This is a genomic window from Pelosinus fermentans DSM 17108, assembly GCF_000271485.2.
Classification (GTDB): domain Bacteria; phylum Bacillota; class Negativicutes; order DSM-13327; family DSM-13327; genus Pelosinus; species Pelosinus fermentans.
This window is the reverse complement of record NZ_AKVN02000001.1, coordinates 1,449,755-1,472,520: the sequence shown is the minus strand read 5'-3', so window position 1 is coordinate 1,472,520 and position 22,766 is coordinate 1,449,755. Positions and strand designations below refer to the sequence as shown.

The 22,766-nt window shown below is 40.3% G+C and carries 18 protein-coding genes; 2 read left to right on the top strand and 16 right to left on the bottom strand.

The window, feature by feature from the left end; all coding sequences use genetic code 11:
• Positions 1-116: 116 nt before the first annotated feature.
• The 4 genes from FR7_RS06480 to FR7_RS06465 all read right to left on the bottom strand — a co-directional run bounded on the left by FR7_RS06480 (position 117) and on the right by FR7_RS06465 (position 6,578).
• A complete protein-coding gene (locus FR7_RS06480) occupies positions 117-1,820 on the bottom strand; it encodes a DUF885 family protein (protein WP_007931182.1) in 1,704 nt (567 codons plus the stop codon).
• Between the two features lie 424 nt (positions 1,821-2,244).
• Positions 2,245-3,837: an ABC-F family ATP-binding cassette domain-containing protein gene (locus tag FR7_RS06475; RefSeq protein WP_007931184.1), complete on the bottom strand. Its 1,593-nt coding sequence runs from the start codon at positions 3,835-3,837 to the stop codon at positions 2,245-2,247.
• 90 nt (positions 3,838-3,927) lie between these two features.
• Positions 3,928-4,134 (bottom strand): hypothetical protein, encoded by a 207-nt coding sequence (locus FR7_RS06470; RefSeq protein WP_007931185.1) that lies wholly within the window; start codon positions 4,132-4,134, stop codon positions 3,928-3,930.
• Between the two features lie 353 nt (positions 4,135-4,487).
• Positions 4,488-6,578, bottom strand: a complete 2,091-nt coding sequence (locus FR7_RS06465) for a sigma-54-dependent Fis family transcriptional regulator (RefSeq protein WP_007931186.1) — start codon at positions 6,576-6,578, stop codon at positions 4,488-4,490.
• 570 nt (positions 6,579-7,148) lie between these two features.
• Here FR7_RS06465 and FR7_RS06460 point away from each other — a divergent pair.
• Positions 7,149-8,546: a GntP family permease gene (locus FR7_RS06460; RefSeq protein ID WP_007931187.1), complete on the top strand. Its 1,398-nt coding sequence runs from the start codon at positions 7,149-7,151 to the stop codon at positions 8,544-8,546.
• A 132-nt stretch (positions 8,547-8,678) separates the two neighbouring features.
• Complete coding sequence (locus tag FR7_RS06455; protein WP_007941272.1) at positions 8,679-9,095, top strand: MaoC family dehydratase; 417 nt, start codon at positions 8,679-8,681, stop codon at positions 9,093-9,095.
• An 80-nt stretch (positions 9,096-9,175) separates the two neighbouring features.
• Here FR7_RS06455 and FR7_RS06450 read toward each other — a convergent pair whose 3' ends face one another.
• The 12 genes from FR7_RS06450 to murQ all read right to left on the bottom strand — a co-directional run bounded on the left by FR7_RS06450 (position 9,176) and on the right by murQ (position 22,723).
• A complete protein-coding gene (locus tag FR7_RS06450) occupies positions 9,176-10,903 on the bottom strand; it encodes a methyl-accepting chemotaxis protein (RefSeq protein ID WP_007931189.1) in 1,728 nt (575 codons plus the stop codon).
• A gap of 186 nt (positions 10,904-11,089) precedes the next feature.
• Positions 11,090-11,875, bottom strand: a complete 786-nt coding sequence (locus tag FR7_RS06445) for a short-chain-enoyl-CoA hydratase (protein WP_007931195.1) — start codon at positions 11,873-11,875, stop codon at positions 11,090-11,092.
• A gap of 146 nt (positions 11,876-12,021) precedes the next feature.
• On the bottom strand, positions 12,022-12,882 hold the full coding sequence (locus tag FR7_RS06440) for a 3-hydroxybutyryl-CoA dehydrogenase (protein WP_007931197.1): 861 nt from the start codon (positions 12,880-12,882) through the stop codon (positions 12,022-12,024).
• A 179-nt stretch (positions 12,883-13,061) separates the two neighbouring features.
• A complete protein-coding gene (locus tag FR7_RS06435; protein WP_007931199.1) occupies positions 13,062-14,261 on the bottom strand; it encodes an electron transfer flavoprotein subunit alpha in 1,200 nt (399 codons plus the stop codon).
• 18 nt (positions 14,262-14,279) lie between these two features.
• The gene (locus tag FR7_RS06430) at positions 14,280-15,068 is read right to left on the bottom strand and encodes an electron transfer flavoprotein subunit beta/FixA family protein (RefSeq protein WP_007931201.1); all 789 of its coding nucleotides are present in this window, start codon (positions 15,066-15,068) and stop codon (positions 14,280-14,282) included.
• A gap of 75 nt (positions 15,069-15,143) precedes the next feature.
• Positions 15,144-16,283, bottom strand: coding sequence for an acyl-CoA dehydrogenase (locus tag FR7_RS06425; protein ID WP_007931202.1), 1,140 nt, complete (start codon positions 16,281-16,283; stop codon positions 15,144-15,146).
• A 103-nt stretch (positions 16,284-16,386) separates the two neighbouring features.
• Positions 16,387-17,568 (bottom strand): acetyl-CoA C-acetyltransferase, encoded by a 1,182-nt coding sequence (locus tag FR7_RS06420; RefSeq protein ID WP_007931203.1) that lies wholly within the window; start codon positions 17,566-17,568, stop codon positions 16,387-16,389.
• A 25-nt stretch (positions 17,569-17,593) separates the two neighbouring features.
• Positions 17,594-19,141, bottom strand: a complete 1,548-nt coding sequence (locus FR7_RS06415) for an acyl CoA:acetate/3-ketoacid CoA transferase (protein WP_007931204.1) — start codon at positions 19,139-19,141, stop codon at positions 17,594-17,596.
• Positions 19,142-19,455: 314 nt separating this feature from the next.
• Positions 19,456-19,935 carry a PTS sugar transporter subunit IIA gene (locus FR7_RS06410; RefSeq protein ID WP_007931205.1) on the bottom strand — a complete coding sequence of 160 codons (480 nt, stop codon included), beginning with the start codon at positions 19,933-19,935 and terminating at the stop codon, positions 19,456-19,458.
• A gap of 16 nt (positions 19,936-19,951) precedes the next feature.
• Positions 19,952-20,704 (bottom strand): glucosamine-6-phosphate deaminase, encoded by a 753-nt coding sequence (nagB, locus tag FR7_RS06405; RefSeq protein ID WP_007931206.1) that lies wholly within the window; start codon positions 20,702-20,704, stop codon positions 19,952-19,954.
• Positions 20,705-20,708: 4 nt separating this feature from the next.
• The gene (nagA, locus tag FR7_RS06400; RefSeq protein ID WP_017531532.1) at positions 20,709-21,845 is read right to left on the bottom strand and encodes an N-acetylglucosamine-6-phosphate deacetylase; all 1,137 of its coding nucleotides are present in this window, start codon (positions 21,843-21,845) and stop codon (positions 20,709-20,711) included.
• On the bottom strand, positions 21,845-22,723 hold the full coding sequence (gene murQ, locus FR7_RS06395) for an N-acetylmuramic acid 6-phosphate etherase (protein ID WP_007931208.1): 879 nt from the start codon (positions 22,721-22,723) through the stop codon (positions 21,845-21,847). Before murQ ends, nagA begins: the two co-directional genes overlap by 1 nt.
• Positions 22,724-22,766 lie beyond the last annotated feature (43 nt).

Here is a 22,766-nt window from a genome sequence, read left to right as displayed (position 1 = left end):
TTTTTGATTATAATACAAAAAATTCTTCACACTGTCAACAACATTCTTTATGAAATGGACATTTAATTACAGAAACCTATAATCACTTCACATTTTTCCTTGTAAATCCATTTGTATTACAGCAGCTTTTCATGTTCAAATACCTTGCGCAAAAAGGCAACAGGCATATTTCCCGCCTTCAGATACATACTGTGAAATACTTTATCCAACTCGAATCCCTCGAGTTTGCCTTGCTGCGCTTTGACCATATCTGTCTTTAATTCCCACACCAATTTATTACCCGTAAGGTAGCAAAGAGGATAGGCTCTTTCTTGAGAGTACCAGTTTAATTCCGCTTGTACTCTGCCTCCCACAAATCCAGTCACTTTTTGCAGCAGTTTACCAGCATTGATAAAAGGATCATCAGAAGTTACATCCACATCAATACCTACATCTAAATATTTTATATCTCCTGTCATGAAGTATAAATCAATTGCCACTCGCGCACCAATTCTGGAAATATCCCTTTTCGCACAAAAGCGGGCTTCATCAGTTAGTTCACCCATATACCCAATATCCAGCATATAATCTTCCAGCATCGTGGTCCAGCCTTCTGCATGCTCCATTGCATCAAAATGCCGTCGCACTACGGATGGATGGTTCGCTGCAGTAGCAAGCTGTAAATGATGCCCAGGAATCCCCTCATGGATCATCATCGAAGGGATGGATAGTTCCGTATGCTCATCTAATAACTCTTGACTCAGTGTAAGGTAAATCACACTGGTCTTTGTACCAGGGCGAAATGGCGGCGGAGAAACCATAGCTCCAGCTGGAATAGAAGGAGCCATAAAAGCAGGTGTCTGCATAATCAGCATATCCTGTCCTTCCCCGATGGGAAACAGCTCTTTTTTCTGGAGATACTTGATAATCTTATCCTTTTCCTCCTTATATCGTAAAAGGATATCAGAGAAGGAATCTTTATGGGTAAGCTTTACCTGATATCGCTGGTTCAAAAAAGTATGTAATTCTTCCAAAGTAGTAGTCGGCGGCAAGCTGTATTTATCAATTAACTTCCCACTCAAAAGTTCCAGTTCTTTTCCAGTATCCTGTAAAAACTGGACAGCCATTGTATGTAATTCTTCCAGGGATTTATCAATGCCTCGTAATGCAATACATGTTTTAGCCTGTTCTGCCCCAATAAAGAAATTGGTGGTTGTAGGCATTGCTTTGAGTTTTGCTATATATTCCTCTAAAGCATCATTAGCTTGCTGCTTTGCAGCTGCCAGCCTTTCTAACTGATTGTACTGCTCACTCTTCGCCCAATTATAAAGAGTCTCAAAGAATTCTGGCAGTCCATTTACTTTTTCAATATCCATGCTGACCCAGCGCTCTACAGGTGTATCTAACGTTAAAAGCAATTGCTCCAGGTATTGAGGTACTTTTTCCAAGCGGGCCGTAATATGATCCAGTCTTTCGTGAGAAGGACGAGGATCGTTGATGAACAGCAGAAACATTCCATCACTAATATCAGCACCTGCAGTGGGTTTTTGCTGCAGCTGGGTTTTACCATTAAAGCGATACGTGAGACTATATATGGCAAATTCAACAGCCAATGCCGCCAAATCTAAATCCAGGATTTGATCAAATTCCAATACCCCTTTAGGAAAACTTATAATATCTGCTAATAATTTCTTGCCTGCAGCAATACGTAGTGCAGCGTTCTCCAAGCTAGGATTAGGCAGATCATCCAAATGCTTATTGACTCCCAGACTCACACAAGCGTTCCCATCCTGAGTAAAGAAATCATGAAATTTTTCGATTAAAATATCATATTCTCTCATCCTAATATCCTCCTGCTGTTAAAGCTATACTGTTTTAGAAATTCTTACTATCTATATAGTATATACTTTTATGTAAAAAACAATTACAATATCCATTTTATCAGAAAAACACTTTGCATCCTAAAAAAATAAAACCGTTTGAACCGCGAAGACACGAAGAAGAATCAAAAGACTAAAATATTCATAATATTCCTTCTTTTGTCATTGCGAACAGAGTGAAGCAATCCCCTCCTTGTTAAGAGATTGCTTCACTCTGTTCGCAATGACAGATTAATGGTACTTTCATCCTCCAAAACTTATAAATTCTGATGCTATGAAGAAAACCCCTTCGTGCCCTTTGCATTTCTTCGCGACCTTCGCGATTCGTTATTCTTTCACATAAAAACACGCACCTCATAAGTGAAGTACGTGCTCATAATGATTCTTATTTTCTAGTTGCCACGGTTTCCAAATATTCATCATAGGTCATACGTTTGTCAATGATACCATCTTCCGTAATTTCAATAATACGATTGGCAATGGTTTGCACAAACTCATGGTCATGAGCAACAAATAGCATGGTTCCCTCAAAGCTGATTAAACCATTATTCAATGAAGTGATAGACTCCAAATCCAAGTGATTTGTCGGCTCATCAAAAATCAGTACATTGGCGCCGCTCAGCATCATTTTAGACAGCATGCACCGTACTTTTTCACCACCGGATAATACATTGGCAGCTTTTTGACTTTCCTCACCGGAAAATAACATACGACCTAAGAATCCTCGAACAAAAGTTTCGTCCGGGTCCCGAGAAAATTGTCTGAGCCAGTCTACCAGGTTTAATGTACTATTAAAATACTCCGCATTATCTCTTGGGAAATAAGCCTGGGAAGTAGTGACACCCCATTTAAATTCACCGCTGTCCGCTTCCATTTCACCCATTAAGATCTTAAACAGTGTCGTTTTCGCCAAGCTGTTAGCCCCAACGAAAGCAATTTTATCTGCTTTTGTAACAACGAAGCTAACATTATTCAGCACTTTTTCCCCATCAATGGTTTTGCAAAGATTCTCAACGGTTAATAGTTGATCTCCTGCTTCTCTGTCTGGTTTAAAAGCGATATATGGATATTTACGGGATGATGGCTTGATATCTTCCAGCGTCAACTTATCCAATTGTTTTCTACGTGACGTTGCCTGCTTTGATTTGGAAGCATTCGCACTAAAACGCTGGATAAAGCTTTGCAGATCTTTCATTTTTTCTTCAGTCTTCTTATTGGCTTCTTTAGCCATTTTCAATGCAAGTTCACTTGACTGCTGCCAAAAATCATAATTACCTACATACAGCTGAATTTGACTAAAATCAATATCGGCAATATGAGTACAAACTTTATTTAAGAAATGACGGTCATGGGATACCACAATAACTGTGTTATCAAAATTATACAGAAACTCTTCCAACCAGCGAATGGATTCTACATCCAAATGATTTGTCGGTTCATCCAGCAGCAAAATGTCCGGAGAGCCAAATAAAGCTTGAGCTAACAAGACCCGGACCTTTTCATTGCCGCTTAAATCTTTCATTAATTTCGTATGTAGCTCTTCTCCAATTCCTAGACCAGTCAACATGCGGGCTGCTTCTGTTTCCGCATCCCAGCCGTTGAGTTCAGCAAATTCACCTTCTAATTCGCCAACCTTTATACCATCTTCGTCTGTAAAATCGGCTTTCGCATATAATACTTCTTTTGCTTCCATAATTTCAAAAAGTCTGGCATGTCCCATAATAACCGTTTTCAGCACATCAAATTCATCAAATTCATAATGATCCTGTTTCAAAACGGCTAGGCGTTCTCCAGATGAAATAATAACTTCACCAGAATTGGGCTCAATTTCACCTGATAATATTTTTAAGAAAGTCGATTTTCCTGTACCGTTGGCACCAATTAATCCATAACAATTGCCTGGCGTGAATTTTATATTGACATCCTCAAACAATGCCCTTTTTCCATACCGTAACGTCAAACCACTTGTACTAATCATATTTTTACCAGCCTTCCTTTTTTAATGGTACTTAAAATCTACTTATTTAAAATTGACAGAAATAAAGAGCCTACTAGGCTCTTTATTTACTTATTTACTATATGCAAGAGAAAAATTATATGCTAATTTTTCATAGTCTTCCAAGATATTAACAACTTTAATTTTATCAGCAGCAGTTGCTGCCTCTACATCGTTATTGCCAATCGCAAAGTGTATAATACTTTGTACTTGAAATGGATAATATCCTAGTTTTAACAACTTCTTATAAAGCTGCTGGATACGCTGTTCTATTCTCATTTGAATCCTCCCTAATAACCTATAAACTATAGCGGTAATGATACAACACACCTTGTAAATTTGCCCACTATGTACTTAATCAACATTACCACCATTTTATAGGATATGCAGAGATAGGATTTATGATTACTCTTTTTTAAAGGAGCACAACTCTAATCTACCAATCATTTTTTACAATCGACTTTTTGTATTGCTTTGCTAGAACATACTCGATTACTTTTGCAATTTCTATATAAATATAAGCCGTCAAATATGACGGCTCTTAGCTTTCGATATTGATCTTTGTCATTATAACATTATTATTTTATCATGTCAACATCATTATTATTTTTTTGTATAAATCGTAAACCGTCTTATTTAATATTATGTTTCTGTAACTTTTGGTAAAATCCCGATCGATGGATTCCTAAAATCTTCGCCGCTTTACTCTTATTACCGCCGGCTTCTTCTAATACCTTTAAAATTGCCTGCTTTTCCGTATCATCCAGCATCCCAGCCAAATTATCGGAAACTTCAATGGGTTCGCTTTCTTTATTCACTTTCTTTACTATAGGAGGTAAATGTTCAGGAGCAATTAACACTTCATGATCATCCATCAAATTTAATGCTCTTTCTAACACGTTTTCCAGTTCGCGAACATTGCCTGGCCATTTATAAGCCATTAACAGCTTTAATGTTGCTGCTGCGATTCCTTCAACATCATGCTGCACCCGCTTGTTAATTTTTTTTAACAGCATGTCACATAGCGCGGGTATATCTTCCGTACGTTCCCGCAATGGAGGGATGGCTAAGGAGATAATATCCAGACGATAATATAAATCTTGACGAAACTCACCTTTTTCAATCATTTTTGTCAAATCTCGGTTGGTAGCAGCAATCACCCGCAGATCCAGCTTTATCGTCTTGGTTCCCCCGACCCGTTCAAACTCTCGCTCCTGGAGCACTCTGAGCAATTTGACCTGCATGGAAATTGGCATGTCCCCAATTTCATCCAAGAAGATCGTCCCCCGATTTGCGAGTTCAAACTTACCTGGTTTCCCGCCTTTTTTTGCCCCTGTGAAGGCTCCTTCATCATAGCCAAATAATTCTGTTTCCAACAGGTTTTCTGGAAGAGCCGCACAATTCACTTTAATAAAAGGACCATTATTGCGGATACTTCCATTATGAATGGATTGGGCGAATACTTCTTTTCCAGTACCACTTTCTCCTAATATTAGTACTGTAGAATTTCCTTTAGCGGCCTTCATCGCAATGGATTTCATCCATTGCATTTTCTCACTTGTCCCAATGATACTGTCAAAGGTATATTTACCTCCATAGGCTTTACGCAGCTCTTCCTTATAATACTCTAACTCAAATTCTAGCTTATTGAGCTTATTTGATAGTATTTTTAAATCTTTCACATCTTTAAATACAACTTTTCCCACTGCCCCAACTGTTTCACCATCTTTTACAATCGGAATACGAGTTACTACACAGTTATGATCGTTTATCCTTTGGATTTCTGTAATTTCTGCTTTACCGTCTTGGGCAACCACATGCATACGTGTATTGGGAATCACGTCAACCACATGCAGACCAATGACCCTTTCCCGTTCGACTCCGAGAAAATCACAATAGGATTGATTAATCATTGTGATTTTACCGCTCCGATCGACAATTACAATGCCTTCAAAGAAGCTTTCAATTGCAGACTCTAAGGTACTCTTTAAATTCTTTACATTCTCTAATTCAACAGCAACGGTCTGCAATTCTGTAATATTTTGAAAAACAGCCACTGCTCCAATCACTTTGTTGCCATTAAAAATTGGCGATCGTGTCGTAATAATTGTACAGTTAGCAATGGTCTGCTGCTGATTGACTTCGGTCTCACCTGTTTCTAATACCCGGCTAAGCCTCGTATTTGGTAATACATGATCTACATGATGTCCAATTACGGCATCAGCTGTTAATCCAGTAATAAATTCTGCAGCAGCATTGAATAACGTCACAATTCCTTCCGCATTTACTGCAGTAACACCATTATACAAAGACTGAATAATAGCTTGAGTTTCTTCTACTAATAGCAAGGATCTGTCTGATAAATAGGTAACTACATCGTTTTGATGCAATATGCCGATTGGACGATTTTCCCCATCTACCACAGGAAAAAACGGGCATTGATTCAAGGTAAATTCTTCTTTTAATTCACTAACGCTCTTCGTATATAGCAAAGGAACGACACGATTCGTCATAATATCTTGAACACAAAGATCCTCTATCTTACTAATCGCTACCGCCTTAATAAATCCTCTTTGGCTAATGAATCCGATTAATTTCCCATCATCATCAACGACTAATGCTTTGTCTGTACCAGCATTATTAAGAATGACTGCAGCTTCCTTCAACATCATAGTAGGCAACACCGTTACTACGTTCATGTTCATTAAATCCCGTATGCGCATTTCCCACCTCCAAATGTCTTCTATACAATAAGCCATTAGACATTTCTTTTATTATTCCTGCTAATTGGTGTACTCATTCTTAGACATCATCAATACAATAGGTAATTTACAATATTTCAATTATAATAAGTAAAACACTGCGCGTTCTTTTAAAAATAAAACATTTTGAACCGAAAGGTGCGAAGAATACTAAAGGATAAAATATAACGCCTTTTAAAACGGATAAAACGAATTGAACCACAAAGGACACAAAGGGCACAAAGGGTAACGCTTATACTCCCTATATAATTATTAACGCAACTTCAGCAATTGTATCCTTTTGGAATAAAAGGAGAGGCTCTTGGAAAAGCTATTATTTATTATGTTCTAAATATATGTCTCTTTTCTTGTACATACTGTCTATATATCTATACAGATACTCATCTAAAAAACAATAAACTACTAATTTTCACCCTAATTTGAATTGGCACAAAATTTGCATATATTTAGAGATATAATGAAAGGAGGCTTATCAAGACAATAGCTTGCTTTTAGGTTCATAATTAAACTAAAATAGAGGAGGTCATCATTTTGGAAGTAGTAGGTATTATCTTAAGTTTATTTCTTTTAATGTTTTTTGCGTATAGGGGTTTTTCTGTTATCCTGTTTGCCCCTGTGTTTGCTTTGTTAGCAGCCTCTCTGTCTGGACTGCCATTAATGCCCGCTTATACAGAACTATTTATGGCAAAAGCGGTCACCTATATTAAATCCTTTTTCCCTGTATTCTTATTAGGTGCTGTCTTTGGTAAAATTATGGAAGATACTGGCCTTGCCAAAGGCATCGCTCACACTATTATGAAATCTTTAGGAAAAGAGCGTGCTATTTTAGCAGTTGTTTTAGCTGGTGCAGCACTTACTTATGGCGGCGTAAGCTTGTTCGTAGTTGTGTTCGCAGTATATCCTTTTGCGTCCGCATTATTTAAAGAAGCTGATATTCCTAAAAGATTATTACCAGCTGCAATTGCCTTAGGAGCTTTTACTGCAACGATGGACTGCCTGCCTGGTACTCCGCAAATTCAGAATTTAATCCCCACTAACTTTTTTGGTACTAACATTTATGCTGCACCGATCTTAGGTCTTATTGGCGGTGTCCTGATCTTTACCTTGGGTACGTTCTGGTTAGAACGTCGCAGTAAACAAGCTGCAGACCGCGGTGAAGGCTATGGCGCACACACATTAAATGAGCCCGAGGCTTCAGCTGCAATTAAGCTGCCTTCTTTCAAAGTTGCGATTCTGCCATTGTTAACAGTATTAGTTGTAAACTATGTAATGACACAAGTCTTCACATGGGATCCCAATATGCTTGAACCTTTTAAAGCAATGAAACTTCCTTTAACTGCCGCTTCTATTAAAAATGTTATTAGTATCTGGTCACTCATTATTGCCCTAGTATGTGGTATCTTGCTGGCAATTGCTCTTGGTTTCAACAACCTAGGTAAAGGCATATTAGCCAAATCCTTAAACGCTGGTGCCATTGGTTCCTTGTTAGCAATTATGAACACTGCATCTGAAGTTGGTTATGGTAATGTAATTTCTTCCCTTTCCGGTTTTAAAAATATTTCCAATGCGTTAATGAGTATTAAAGTGGGAGGCTCACCTCTCGTATCCGAAGCAGTAACGGTAAATATTCTTGCTGGTGTTACTGGTTCTGCCTCTGGCGGTATGTCCATTGCTCTGGACTTAATGGCAAAGGATTGGTTAGCCTGGGCAAATTCCATCGGCATGTCTCCTGAAATCCTTCACAGAGTAGCATCCATGGCTTCCGGCGGTATGGATACATTACCTCATAATGGTGCTGTAATCACTCTGCTTGCAGTTTGCGGAATGACTCATAAAGATTCTTATGGCGATATTTTCGTACTGACTGCTATCAAAACCTTGATGGTATTTGTAATTATTTTGATTCATACGACTACTGGAATACTATAATCAGTAAGTCTCTTCGAAAAGTCTCATTTAGGACGGCAAGGGACGAGCATTACTCATCCTTTGCCTGATATAGGTATACTCTAGGATTGCTTTTTCAAGAGTATACGAATCAATTAAGGGAGGGTATTATTCATGATACAAGACGTAAAATTTGCAGATATTCAAGTTGGGGACAAAGCCAGCATGTCTAAAACGGTAACAGAATATGATGTATATACATTCGCTGGTCTAACTGGGGATTTCAATCCCGTACATGTGAATGCTGAGTTTGCTAAAACCAGCATGTTTAAAGAACGTATTGCTCACGGTATGCTGTCAGCAGGCTTCATTTCGGCAGTGCTAGGCACTACCTTACCTGGTGCAAATACGATTTATATGGGGCAGGAATTAGCCTTCAAAGCTCCTGTAAAAATTGGCGATACCGTAACGGCTACCGTAGAAGTAATCGAAAAAATTGAAGCAAAAAATCGTTTGATCTTTAGAACCTTCGTTACCAATCAAGAAGGAACTATTGTGATTGATGGTAAAGCCACTGTCATGAAGAAATAAGTTAATTGCTCTTTCTCTACCATGAAAAAAGTCTCTTGGCATTCACAATGTGATGCCAAGAGACTTTTTACTATGTACTCTTAAATCTTAAACTTATGTGCTGCTACTTGCAGTTCTTCGGCCATGGTAGTAAGACTACGGCTAGTTGCTGCTATTTCTTCCATAGACGCAGTTTGTTCCTCCGTTGCCGCAGATACAGTCTGGGTTTGCGCTGCAGTGTCTTGGGTGACTTCGTTGATTTCACGAACGATTTCAACTATCTCTTGACTGCTGGCTAGTACATCTTCCCCTGATTTAGCGATTTCGGTTACTTCAGTGGTAATGACTTTCACAAGCTGTATGATGTTCTGAAAGGCAATTCCAGCATCGGCTACAACTTTACCGCCAATTCGTACCTCTTCCGTGCCACTATGCATAGCTGCAACAGCTTGGTCTGTCTCAAGCTGAATCTCTCCAATTAATTGTGCAATTAATTTGGCGGCATCTTCCGATTGCTCTGCCAGCTTTCGTACTTCTTCTGCTACTACGGCGAATCCCCGGCCCTGCTCTCCTGCACGAGCTGCTTCAATGGCAGCATTGAGTGCTAAAAGATTGGTTTGCCCAGCAATTCCCGTAATCGTATCTACAATTTGTCCAATATGTTTAGAGCGTTCGCCCAATTTTTCTACGATTTGCGCTGAACTTCCAACTGTAGTTTCAATACTATTCATTTGACGCTGTGCTGAGGTGATCAGCTTTTCGCCCTCTACAGCAGCTTCAGTAGCTGCATCGGACGTTGAAACCGTATTTTGCGCATTACTAGCTACCATCTTAGAATCCGTTGCCGATTTTTCCACTACCGCTAAAGTGGTATGGATGGATTTTGCCTGTTTATCGGTACCTGCCACTACATTCATAATCGAATCAGCTACCTGACCAGAAGCCTGAGCAGACTGTTCTGCACTAACGTACAATTCTTCAGAATAACTGGCGAGCAGCTCTGTCTTTTCTTGCACATTTACAATAAGGGCTTTCAAATTCATTTTCATTTTGGAAAGAGAATCTGCTACATGTCCAAATTCATCACTTCTGGCTTTTAGTATAGGGTCATCTTTGCCTGTAAAAATTCCACCTGCCATGAGATCGATATCATTGGTGATTTTACTGATCGGTGAAGTAATCTGCTTCGTTAAATAAATGCTGAGTATGATCCCAAATACGAGTGCAACAAGGCTTAATACAATGGCGGTATAAATACCACTCGATACTTTTTGATTGACCTGGCTAACTTCTGCAATTGCATCATTAGAATTGGCCTCAACGCTGGTATGGAGGGCTTGCTGTATTGCTTGAGCAAAAGGGGTCAATTCCCGGGTTATAATACCGCTTGTTTGAGATAGGTCATTTGCCCTTAACTGATTTCCAGCGGTTTTTTCTTTATATTGTTCCCGCAATACAGGAATCAATCTAGTGACGACGCCACTTTTATACTTTTCGGTATCATCAATTAGTTTCTCTACATCTGCTCTTTTTCCCTGGGGCGTTATACTGAGCAGCTGCTTTTCCAATTCAATGACTGATCCTAACTTGTCCTCAAAGTTCTTGCTGTATTTTTCATCTCCATCTGCTATATAGCGTCTGATCTCTAATACTGCGCCAGTATATTCATTTTCAGCCTTTGCTGAAATAATGGCTCTGGCATTACTGGATTGTATATCTCCAACACCATCTTTTATTCTATCAGACGACCATATAGAATAAATCCCCATAATTACGATTAAACCTAGAATAACTGCTAAAGACAATGAAATTTTTTGACCAATCTTCATTTTCAGCCTCCTTTTGCCTTAATTGATTAATTTTAACAGAAAACGCTGATTTTCGCCTCTATCGAAAGTCATAGAACACCATCTATTTTTAAAAAACCTCTTTCAGTAACTACATGTATTTCTACTGCATGCATCTGAAAGAGGTTACGTTAAATGCCATTTTTCATTTTATTCGATGATCAAAATTTATTTTCCAGAAAAATTGGCTTTTCTTTTTTCTACAAATGCAGTCATGCCTTCTTTTTGATCTTCTGTGGCAAAACACAAGCCAAAGACTTCCGCCTCATAGGCAATGCCTGATGCAAGATCCATATTTAGGCCTTCGTTTACAGCAGCTTTTGACAGCTGTACAGCAACAGAAGCTCTCGATAAGATCTTTTCTGCCATAGCCTTGGCTGCATTCATCAATTCATCAGGAGCTGCAACTTTGTTAACCAGGCCAATACGATAGGCTTCCCCTGCGTCAATTATATCACCCGTATAAATTAATTCTTTCCCGCGTCCCTTGCCTACCAGCCGCGGCAGACGTTGCGTACCTCCGAAACCAGGGGTAATCCCTAAAGAAACTTCTGGCTGTCCAAACTTCGCCTTTTCAGAAGCGATACGAATATCACATGCCATTGCCAGTTCACATCCACCGCCTAAGGCAAAACCGTTAATGGCAGCAATTACTGGCTGAGGCAGACTTTCCAGTTTATTAAATACATCTTGACCAATCTTGCCAAAATTACGACCTTCAATAGCAGTTAATGTTTGCATTTCAGCAATATCGGCTCCTGCCACAAAGGCCTTTTCCCCACTGCCTGTAAGAATCACAATTCCAATTGATGTATCTTCTTTTATACGATCCAATAGGTTACTTAGTTCTTGTAATAATTCTGTATTAAGGGCATTCAATGCTTTCGGTCTATGTAACGTAATCATCCCAATGCTGTCTTTAACTTCAAATAAAAGATTGGTATACTGACTCATAATTAGCACTCTCCTATTTTTAATAAATCCTAGTATTTAAAACAAGGACTAAGGCTTATGCCAATCTACGATCCATTAGCATAAGCCTGCCCTCTTCTTCACATAACCAAGCTATTTGAAACAAAGTTTCTACTTAATCATGTATGTTATTTTAACGTATAGTCATAGAAGCCTTTACCAGATTTACGTCCCAGGTAACCTGCCTGTACCATTTTCTTTAATAACGGGCATGGACGATATTTAGGATCACCATAGCCTTCATGCAGTACTTCCATGATATACAGCACAGTATCATTACCAATTAAATCAGACAGCGCCAACGGTCCCATTGGGTGATTAAAACCTAATTTTGCTACATTATCAATATCTTCTGCGCTGGCTACTCCCTCCATCAAAGTGAATACTGCTTCGTTGATCATTGGAATCATAACGCGGTTGCCGATAAAGCCGGGGAAATCTGCAACTTTTACTGGTGTTTTGCCTAATTGTTCTGCAAGAGCTTTTACGGAAGCAAAAGTTTCTTCACTCGTTGCCAAACCGTTAATGACTTCTACTAATTTCATTACTGGTGCTGGATTAAAGAAATGCATGCCAATTACTCGATCTGCACGTTTGGTTGTTGCGCCCACTGCAGTAATCGGCAAGGAAGAAGTATTCGTTCCCAAAATAGTATGAGCAGGGCATAATCGATCTAATGTTTGAAAGATATCCCGTTTGATGTCCATATTTTCTACAGCAGCTTCAATGACAAGATCCACATTGCAAGAAGCAGCATCTAATTCTACCACTCCACATATGCGTTTTAAGATTGCTTCTTTTTCTTCAGCAGTCAATTTGTTTTTTTCTACTGCACGAGTTAAGTTTTTTTCAATTCCTTTAATACCTTTTTGTACAAACTCATCTTTGATATCCCGTAATATTACTTCTAATCCACCTTGTGCCATAACTTGAGCGATACCGCTCCCCATCTGTCCAGCCCCAATAACTAATACGCGTTTAATTTCCATCAAAAAATCCTCCTCTAATTTTAAATAAAATATAATAAATACTACTTAGATAATAAAAATACGCAAAAAAGCCTAAAAAGATTTGAACCGCAGAGGCGCAGAGAGCACAGAGGTCCGCCTCTGCGGTTCAATCATGTTATACTCTTAAAAAACTTGCCTTCTAGTCGGTGATTGACAAACTAACCCGCAGCTTTCACCTTTTTAATCTCATCAATTAACGCAGGGATGACTTCCATTACATCGCCTACAATACCATAATTGGCAATTTTGAAAATGGGTGCTTCTGGATCTTTGTTTATCGCAATTACGATGTCAGAGGACGACATTCCAGCTACATGCTGAATGGCACCGGAAATGCCACAGGCGAAATAGACTTTGGGACCAACAGTTTTGCCCGTCTGCCCAACCTGATAGAGTGCCGGCTTCCAGCCCGCATCAACTACTGCCCGGGATGCACCTACGGCTCCGCCCAGTACATCGGCCAGTTCCTCAATTAAAGCAAAACTTTCCGGCTTTGTTAAACCACGGCCGCCTGAGACAATGATTTCAGCTTCTTCTAAATTAGCCGATGCAACGCCTTCGCGAATGATCTCCAGCAATTTAGTACGAATATCCGTCATTTTTACCTTACTGGCTACTTTTACGATTTCGCCAGTTCGTGAATAATCCGGCGCTGAACGTTTAAAAACATTAGGACGTATGGTTCCCATCTGTGGACGATGGTCAGGGCATAAAATAGTTGCCATAATATTGCCGCCAAATGCAGGACGAGTCCAGGCTACCAAGCCTGTCGCCGGATCAATACCAAGATTCGTGCAATCCGCAGTCAATCCAGTACCAACCCGACCAGCTACTCTTGGTCCTAAATCTCTTCCATCATTGGTTGCCCCCATTAAAATAACAGCAGGTTTATACGTATGGATCAAATCCGTCAACGTAATGGTATAGGCGTCTGTACTGTAATGAGAAAATTCTTTGCCTTCTACCAAATAAATTTTATCAGCACCCCGGGCAAACACTTCTTTGGTCAGTTGATCGACATTATCGCCAATAAGTACTCCTGCCAATTCCTGACCCATAGCATCCGCTAGTTTACGGCCTTCATTTAACAATTCATACCCCACATTGCGTGCGTGTCCGTCAACTTGTTCAATATAAACCCATACGCCTTTAAAATCGTCTTTATTCATGGAAACATTTTTTTCTTCCACTTCACGATGAATAGCCCCTACCGGGCAAATATCTATACAAGCACCGCAAGCGGTACAGGCGTCTGTTATCAATGCTTTGCCATCTTCCATGACAATTGCTCCAAATGGACAGGCGCCGACGCATGCAGTACAGCCAATACATTCTTCCGGGTTCACTTTTACAGCCATGTTTTTCACCCCCTACTTTTAGATAATTTTTATTTCTACTAAACGCTTGACAAGTAGCGCCGCTGCTTCCCTTGCCGTATCCGCCTGCATAATTTCACCCTGCACACGACGCTCAGGAGTAAAAATACGACGTACTTGTGTTGGTGAACCCTTTAGTCCAAGAGCATCCCGATCCACTTCTACATCATCTACTGTCCATACAGGTATTTCCTTGCGGTTTGCTTTCATCGTTCCTTTGACTGTAGGATAACGCGGTTCATTAATAGATTTCACTACCGTCAGCAAAACAGGCATTTGAGCCTCAATCACTTCATAACCTTCTTCATGCTCGCGTTCCACACGAATCACTTGCTCATCTACTGTGTTAATTTTAGAAACATACGTAACCTGAGTAATCCCTAAATGTTCCGCAATTTCAGGACCAACCTGAGCCGTATCCCCATCAATCGCTTGTTTACCACAAAGAATAATATCCACCTTACCCATTTTTCGAAGACCGGCTGCCAATGCATGGCTGGTAGCCAAGGTATCCGAACCACCAAAAGCCCGATCACTTAGAAGTACTGCTTCATCGGCTCCCATTGCCAAACATTCTTTTAATGCTTCTTTTGACTGTAGGGGCCCCATAGAAAGTATGGTGACTTTACCACCATACTTTTCTCTGAGCTGCAATGCTGCTTCTACTGCATTTTTGTCAAAGGGATTCACAATACTTGGGACCCCTTGACGAATAAGAGTATTGGTTTCCGGATCAATTCTCACTTCCGTAGTATCAGGCACTTGCTTGACACAAACTACTATGTCCATCACATAAGTCCTCCTGTTTTTTTCATAAACCATACATCGCAGTAAATGAATCCTACAAAAATTTTTATTAAAATATTATTTTAATATGCTTCCGGAAATAACCATGCGCTGAACTTGATTGGTTCCTTCATAGATCTGTGTAATTTTTGCATTACGCATTAAACGCTCTACTGGATATTCCCGACTATAACCATAGCCGCCGAAAATCTGTACAGCATCTGTTGTAACTTCCATAGCAATATCAGATGCATATAATTTTGCCATAGCAGCTTCTTTGGAATAAGGCAATCCTTGATCTTTCAAATAGGCTGCGCGATATACCAAAAGGCGGGCAGCATCAATTTTAGTAGCCATATCAGCCATCATAAATGCCAATGCCTGATTATGTGCAATCGGTTTGCCAAATTGTACTCTTTCTTTGGAATACCTAATGGCATGATCAAGAGCTCCCTGGGCAATTCCTAATGCTTGAGCAGCTACGCCGATACGACCGCCATCTAAGGTACTCATTGCGATCTTAAATCCTTCGCCTACTTTACCTAACATATTTTCTTTTGGCAAGCGAACGTTTTGGAACACTAATTCATTTGTTAAGGAAGTATGAATACCCATTTTATGTTCTTTTTTACCAAAGGTAAAACCAGGCATATCCTTCTCTACGATAAATGCAGTAATCCCTCTTGTTCCTCTTGATTTATCAGTCATAGCAAAGACCACATAGGTTTCAGCCTCACCGCCATTGGTGATAAATACTTTGCTGCCGTTTAAAATATAATCATCGCCATCAGCTACTGCCACAGTTTGCTGGGCTGCTGCATCCGTTCCCGCATTGGGTTCGGTCAAACCAAAGGCTCCAAGCTTTTCGCCTTCTACTAACGGCACTAAATATTTTTGCTTTTGTTCTTCCGTGCCATAAGCATAAATCGGCCATGCACATAAGGACACAGTAGCCGATAGAGTAATGCCTATGCCATCATCTACCTTTGATAATTCCTCCACTGCCAGGATGTAGCTTAAAACATCACCTGCAGCACCGCCATAAGCCTCTGGAAAACAAATACTAGTTAGACCCATTTCTCCCATTTCATTGAACAGTTCACGAGAAAACTCTTCCTTTTCATCCCGTTCTGCTACACTTGGTGCCAATCGTTTCTCTGCAAAATCACGTGCCAATTTTTGAACCATTTGCTGATCTTCTGTTAATTGAAATTGCATACTGATAAGCCTCCTCTTTTTTGTGAAAAATGTCACATATCTATTTCAATGTCGTGTCAATAGCTTATCTATTGACACGACATTAGGACTACATTAGACGATCTTAGACGCGTTCAACAATTGTTGCTACGCCCTGTCCGCCACCGATACATAAGGTTGCCAAGCCTATTTTTGCATCTCTTGCCTCCATCGCATGAAGCAGAGTTACCAAAATACGAGCTCCGCTTGCACCAATTGGATGACCGATAGCAATGGCGCCACCATTTACATTTACTTTGTCCTGATCAAAACCAAGCTCTTTACCGACTGCCAAAAATTGAGCTGCAAAAGCCTCATTCGCCTCAATCAGATCAAGGTCAGCAACTGACAAACCAGCTTTAGCCAATGCTTTGCGTGCCGCAGGCACTGGACCAATTCCCATAATACTAGGATCAACCCCTGCTGCAGCAAAGCTGCGGATGCGTGCCATCGGTTTAATGCCTAATTCTTTTGCTTTGTCAGCTGACATTAATACAAGAGCAGCTGCTCCGTCATTGATTCCGGAAGCATTACCTGCAGTTACGGTACCATCTTTTTTAAAGGCAGTACGCAGTGCTTGTATTTTTTCAAGCATTGCATCGCTCTTAGGATATTCATCCGTATCAAAAATAGTATCGCCTTTTTTGCCTTTGATGGTAACTGGCAGTATTTCTTTTGCAAATGCTCCACTTTCAATCGCCTTTATTGCTTTTTGCTGAGAAGAAAACGCAAGCTGATCCTGGGCTTCACGGGTAATTCCAAATTTTGCTGCAACATTTTCAGCTGTAATGCCCATGTGATAATCATTAAATGCGCACCACAAACCATCCTGGATCATGGTATCTTTTATTTGTGAATGTCCCATACGTAAGCCTTGACGAGCTTTACTATCAAGAACATACGGCGCGTTTGTCATGCTTTCCATACCACCAGCTACAACAATCTCAGCATCGCCAGACATAATTGCCTGTGCTGCTAAATTTACTGTTTTTAAGCCAGAACCGCATACTTTATTCACAGTATACGATGGCACTTCTACAGGAATACCAGCTTTGATCGAAGCTTGGCGAGCTGGATTTTGTCCTAAACCTGCCTGCAGTACATTACCAAAAATAACTTCATCAACCTTCTCTTTTTCTATGCCCGCTCTTGCAATTGCCTCTTTGATTGCCATACTGCCCAATTCCACAGCAGAAAAAGACCCCAACGATCCATTAAAACTGCCAACAGCCGTTCTTACTGCACTTACAATCACTACTTCTCTCATTACAGACACCATCCTCTTTGAAAAATTATTTTAAACCCATCAATTCGTTATGAAAAATACGTGCATCCATCAGTTTCAGATTTGGCGAAATGATTGGCTTAAAATCCATTAATGCCAAAATATCTTTATCTAAATCGACGCCAGGTGCAATTTCTGTCAACATCATGCCTTCATTCGTTAATTCAAAAACTGCCCGCTCCGTAATATACATAACCGTTTGCTTTGTTTCCTGAGCATATTTGCCGCTAAATGTAATTTGTTCTACATGATCAATGAATTTCTTCGCTCTTCCCTCATTGACAATAGTTAGCTTGCCATCCGTTACCGTTACTTTCAAACCGCCAGCCATAAAGGTACCGCAAAAAATGACTTGCTTTGCATTTTGGGTGATGTTGATAAAACCACCACAACCAGCTACACGGCCTTTAAACTTACTTACATTAATATTACCATATTTATCCGTTTCCGCCAGTCCCAAATATGCTAAATCCAAACCGCCGCCATCATAAAAATCAAACTGATAAGGCTGATCTAAAATAGCCTCGGCATTGGTTGCTGCACCAAAACTTAATCCACCAGCAGGCACGCCGCCAATTGGACCAGCCTCAACGGTTAAGGTCATTTTATTGCCGATGCCTTCTTCATTGGCTACCAAAGCCACTCCTTCCGGCACCCCGATTCCAAGATTCACCTTAGAATCAGCAATCAATTCCATTACCGCACGGCGGGCAATTACTTTGCGCTCATCAAGAGGCATTGGAGTTAGAGCTGACAAAGGCACTGCAATTTCACCGGAATAAGCAGGATTATACTGTTCAGCAAAGGTTTGCATATGCTGTTTCATATCTTCCACTACTACAATATAATCCACAACAATACCAGGAATTTTTACATTCATCGGAGATAAACTGCCATTAGCTACCAATCTCTCTACTTGTACAATAACAATACCGCCTGATGCTTTAGCAGCTTGGGCTAAAGACAAAATCTCCAAGGAAACAGCTTCATGCTCAATGGTAATATTGCCTCTTTCATCAGCGCTCGTACCTCTTAGCAAGGCTACATGAATCGGAAAAGGTTTATACCATAACCATTCTTCTCCGCCGAGTTCGATGACCTCAACTAAATCTTCTTTGGTAATGTCATTAATTTTTCCGCCTTCTACTCTAGGATCCACAAAAGTGTGCAAACCAACTTTTGTCATTACCCCAGGTTTTCTGCCTGCAATATTGCGGGCAAGATGAGCAAGCGTACCTTGAGGAAAATTATAAGCTTCAATTTTATTCTCTACAGCCAGCTTACCTAACTTTGGAGCTAGGTTCCAATGGCCGCCAACGGCTCTTTTTACCATACCTTCATTACCGAAATGGTTCAGACCAAGCTCCTTGCCATCTCCCTGACCAGCACAGTAAAACAGAGTTAAATCACGAGGTCCAGCTTCTTCTAAAAAACGTTTCTCCATGGCAGCACTTAATGCTTCTGGATGTCCATTGCCAACAAATCCACTAACACCAACTGTATCACCGCTTTTTACAAGCTTTGCAGCTTCTAATGCACTTATCACCTTGGCCATTATTATCGACTCTCCTTACCAAGCTATCTTTAGCTAATACTTATGCAATTATTATGCCAATCTAAGAGCAAAAAAAACAGTGTCTGCAGTATTCCTATTAAAACCTCCTACTCATAGCATCTTTTTGCATTTTTCCTGCTAATTCTTAATATTTCTACTATTGCAATAGACAGTTCATAAGAAAGAGTCCGTCCATATATGTATACATAGTTGTCTAAAATTATGTACATCTTTTTTTCATATGTCTATAGATAGTGTTAAACATCCTCCTATATTGATAGGAGGATGTTTAACATTATCGATCTTATTATTTCTTACTTTCTTACTTCTATCCCCATAATTGTTCCATCGCTGCTATTAAATCTTTTTTCCACACGGTTCACGCTCTTTTCCATATTAGTAAGTACAATGGGTGTCATTACAGATTTACCTTGCTGAAGAATATAGTCCTTATCAAACGTAATTAGCGCATCACCTTGTTTTACTATATCTCCCGTATTTACATGAGGGGTAAATCCCTGACCGTCTAACATTACGGTATCAATGCCGATATGAATTAATATCTCGACTCCTTGGGCTTCTATAGCGACTGCATGGAGGGTTTTTGCTACCAGGATGACAGTACCATCACAAGGTGCCGTAATCACATTTTCATCAGGTTCAATCCCCAGACCATCTCCTAGCATCTTCTTAGAGAAAACAACATCAGGAACATTGGTTATATCCACAACCTTCCCCTTAACAGGAGCAAAGAGAATTAACTGATCCTTATTTCGCTGAAATAACTGAAACATATTTCTACCTTCCTACTTATATTCTATGATTCTGATATTTATGCTTTACTAAGTGAGCCGCACTTTCTTCTACAATTACAGTAACGTCTTGATGAAGCTGCAAAATCGAAGCTGGTATTTCAGGAGTGATTCCTCCAAACAGTGCGTGATAAAGCACCTCTGCTTTATTTTCACCGCTAGCTAAGAGTACAAGCTTTTTCGCGTGCATAATCGTCTTAATCCCCATGCTAATGGCAAAGCGCGGTACCTCTTCAATCGTTGCAAAAAACCGGGCATTGGCCTCAATTGTCTCATCATCCAATTTAACTCTATGGGTAGTAGCCTCAAACTTGATATCCGGTTCATTAAAACCAATATGTCCATTATTGCCGATTCCCAATATCTGCAGATCAATGCCTCCCATGTTCAAAATACTTCTATCATAGTTTCTGCATTCTTCTTCTACATCTTGTGCCATACCATCGGGAATATAGATATTTTGCTTTCTTATATTAATGTGATTAAAGAAATGATGAAACATATAGTAATAATAGCTTTGCTCATCTTCTTTTGGTAATCCTAAATATTCATCCAAGTTAAAGGTTATCACTTCAGAAAAATCCAGACCGACTTCCTTATGCACTTTAATTAACTCTTTATACATTAAAAGGGGAGTGCTGCCGGTGGCCATTCCTAATACACTATTAGGCTTTAAATAGATTTGGCCAGCCACAATCCTTGCCGCTCGCGCACTCATATCTTCATAATCTTTAGCAATTACGATACGCACTGGTTTACCTCCTGAATAATAAGTTTCCTTTTACAAACGCAGCGGAAATCTCCAGATCATCACGAAATAAGATCAGATCAGCATGCTTGCCAACTTCTAAACTCCCCTTATCCTGGTCCACCTTGATTTGCCTGGCAGGATTAAGGGTGACCAGCTGAATCGCCTCTGCTAAGCCCAGCCCTGTATTCTCCATGAAGTTACGCACTGCCTTATTAAGAGTCAATATACTGCCTGCAATCACTCCATCAGTCAATCGGGCTTCCCCGTTTTTCACAATTACATTCTGTCCGCCTAAATCATATTCTCCATCACCTAAGAGGCTGGCCCGCATCCCGTCAGTAATCAGAATCATCTTCCCCAGACCTTTTACTTTTAGCAGTATCCGCTGCATCGCGGGGTGGACATGCAAATTATCAGCAATCAGTTCACAAGTAATATCACTATCCATGGCGGCTCCAATGGCACCAGGAAAACGATGATGTAAGGGCGGCAATGCATTAAAGGTATGAGTCATATGAGAAACTCCCGCTCCAATCGCCTCCATCCCTTGTTCATAGGTAGCACTGCTATGCCCAATGGATACCACAATCCCTTTCTGCACACAAGCTTGAATAAATTCTTTACTATCTGCAATTTCAGGAGCAATAGTGATCATCTTAATGCAATCCAGATAGGCTTCAATCTTCTTCAAGTCAGGTGTAATGATATATTGTTTATCCTGGGCTCCTTTATACTCCTCATGAATGAAAGGTCCCTCCATATGGCAGCCAAGCACCTGGGCGCCGCTGCTCCTTTTCATAGCCTGCCGAATATGTTCGATGGACTGTCCAAGCCTCGCCATGGACATGGTCATGGTTGTTGGCATAAAAGAAGTGACACCTGTTTGTAAAAGACCTTCACTAATGACAGCTAACGCTCTTTTATCTTCATCCATCGTATCAAACCCATTGCAGCCATGTACATGAATATCAATAAATCCAGGCGATACGTATTGCCCCTGCCCATCAAGCTGCTCAGAAATCGTAAACTTGCCCAACTGGGTTTCTGCTACAATACCTCTAATTCGATCATCAAAAAGAATTGCATGGTTAAACAGGATTCCTTGCAATGTAACAATTCTTGAATTCACAATTGCTTTCATCATGCTTCATCCTTTATTGCTTTTTTCAAATATCCATTATGTTTCTTAAGGAGTGCGTCAGCGATTGTAGCGTTGATATTCAATGTCAGCATGAGAATGGCAAGTTTTGCATTGCCTTTCGCCTTCGTTAAGGCCTGCTGGGCAAGAGCTTCTCCTTTTCCGGTAGCAAGAGTGATGATATCCAGGACTCGCTGTTTTAACTTACGATTAATCGGTCTTACATCCACCATTAAATTATGATAGGTTTTCCCTAGTTTTATCATAGCGCAAGAGGATAACATATTGAGTACCATCTTCTGTGCTGTACCCGCCTTTAGACGGGTAGAACCCATGATGACTTCCGGTCCCACATCCATTACCACACACACATCAGCGATATGTTCCAGCCTTCCAGATAAGGAACAGCAGATTCCAATTGTCTTATTTCCCATGTCTTTCGCATAAGAAACCGCCGATATTACATAAGGCGTATTGCCACTGGCACTAATCCCTACTAATACATCGTGACCTCCAAAACCTTTTGCCTTAAGATCTTTGATTGCCAAACCTTCGTCATCTTCCGTATCTTCCCGCCAGCCAGAGAGCGCTTCTTCTCCTCCAGAAATCAGTCCAATCACTGTATTATCATCCGTACCAAAGGTTGGCGGACATTCGGTTGCATCCAGCAGTCCCAGCTTCCCCCCCGAACCACTGCCAATATAAAACAGCCGCCCGCCCTTTACCATCTGTTCCACGATGATGTCGATGGCTGAACTAATTACCCCAGTGCATTTTCCCACGGCAGCAGCTACCTTCTCATCTTCCCGATTAAACATAGTTACCATTTCAATGGTAGAAACCTCATCAATCTCTATGGTATCTTGATTCCATTGCTCCATATGGTCCTCCTGAAAAGAGACTTGATTCAAAGGGAGTAACCTT

Bases quoted from the DNA above. Each gene is read 5' to 3' on its own strand.
- FR7_RS06430 (WP_007931201.1), bottom strand. From the start codon at position 15,068: ATGGACATAGTAGTTTGTGTCAAGCAAGTGCCTGATACTACGGAAGTG.
- FR7_RS06435 (WP_007931199.1), bottom strand. From the start codon at position 14,261: ATGGCTGTAAAAGTGAACCCGGAAGAATGTATTGGCTGTACTGCATGC.
- FR7_RS06445 (WP_007931195.1), bottom strand. From the start codon at position 11,875: ATGAGTCAGTATACCAATCTTTTATTTGAAGTTAAAGACAGCATTGGG.
- FR7_RS06480 (WP_007931182.1), bottom strand. From the start codon at position 1,820: ATGAGAGAATATGATATTTTAATCGAAAAATTTCATGATTTCTTTACT.
- FR7_RS06475 (WP_007931184.1), bottom strand. From the start codon at position 3,837: ATGATTAGTACAAGTGGTTTGACGTTACGGTATGGAAAAAGGGCATTG.
- FR7_RS06470 (WP_007931185.1), bottom strand. From the start codon at position 4,134: ATGAGAATAGAACAGCGTATCCAGCAGCTTTATAAGAAGTTGTTAAAA.
- FR7_RS06450 (WP_007931189.1), bottom strand. From the start codon at position 10,903: ATGAAGATTGGTCAAAAAATTTCATTGTCTTTAGCAGTTATTCTAGGT.
- FR7_RS06440 (WP_007931197.1), bottom strand. From the start codon at position 12,882: ATGGAAATTAAACGCGTATTAGTTATTGGGGCTGGACAGATGGGGAGC.
- nagA (WP_017531532.1), bottom strand. From the start codon at position 21,845: ATGAAAGCAATTGTGAATTCAAGAATTGTTACATTGCAAGGAATCCTG.
- FR7_RS06415 (WP_007931204.1), bottom strand. From the start codon at position 19,141: ATGGCCAAGGTGATAAGTGCATTAGAAGCTGCAAAGCTTGTAAAAAGC.
- FR7_RS06425 (WP_007931202.1), bottom strand. From the start codon at position 16,283: ATGCAATTTCAATTAACAGAAGATCAGCAAATGGTTCAAAAATTGGCA.
- FR7_RS06420 (WP_007931203.1), bottom strand. From the start codon at position 17,568: ATGAGAGAAGTAGTGATTGTAAGTGCAGTAAGAACGGCTGTTGGCAGT.
- FR7_RS06410 (WP_007931205.1), bottom strand. From the start codon at position 19,935: ATGTTTCAGTTATTTCAGCGAAATAAGGATCAGTTAATTCTCTTTGCT.
- FR7_RS06455 (WP_007941272.1), top strand. From the start codon at position 8,679: ATGATACAAGACGTAAAATTTGCAGATATTCAAGTTGGGGACAAAGCC.
- murQ (WP_007931208.1), bottom strand. From the start codon at position 22,723: ATGGAGCAATGGAATCAAGATACCATAGAGATTGATGAGGTTTCTACC.
- FR7_RS06465 (WP_007931186.1), bottom strand. From the start codon at position 6,578: ATGCGCATACGGGATTTAATGAACATGAACGTAGTAACGGTGTTGCCT.